Source organism: Salinimicrobium oceani (genome assembly GCF_012037645.1).
This window is the reverse complement of record NZ_JAAVJR010001657.1, coordinates 1-283: the sequence shown is the minus strand read 5'-3', so window position 1 is coordinate 283 and position 283 is coordinate 1. Positions and strand designations below refer to the sequence as shown.

At 38.2% G+C, this 283-nt stretch carries 1 protein-coding gene; it reads right to left on the bottom strand.

From position 1 onward, the window contains the following. Positions 1–17 precede the first annotated feature (17 nt). Positions 18–283, bottom strand: a 266-nt coding sequence (locus HC175_RS23495; protein WP_168140135.1) for a type II toxin-antitoxin system RelE/ParE family toxin, incomplete at its 5' end; no start/stop codon positions are given.

Here is a 283-nt window from a genome sequence, read left to right as displayed (position 1 = left end):
GAAGCGAATTACTACTTCTATAGTCGGAAATCCTGTCGTCCAATTATCCGTATAATTTCAACCGAATTGTCTATAATCCGGTAATAAATACTATCTATACCGAGTACGCAGCGTCTGTATTCTGGTTTAACAACATCTACTGAAGCAAAAAGATATGGCTGTTCCGAGATTTTTTCAAATTGATCAAAGAAGGCATGGAAGTAGGTGTCAGCTAAAGTTTCACCGAACTTGTGTATTCCATATTGATGTAGTCGGATCAGGTCATTCTTTGCAGCTTCGCTTA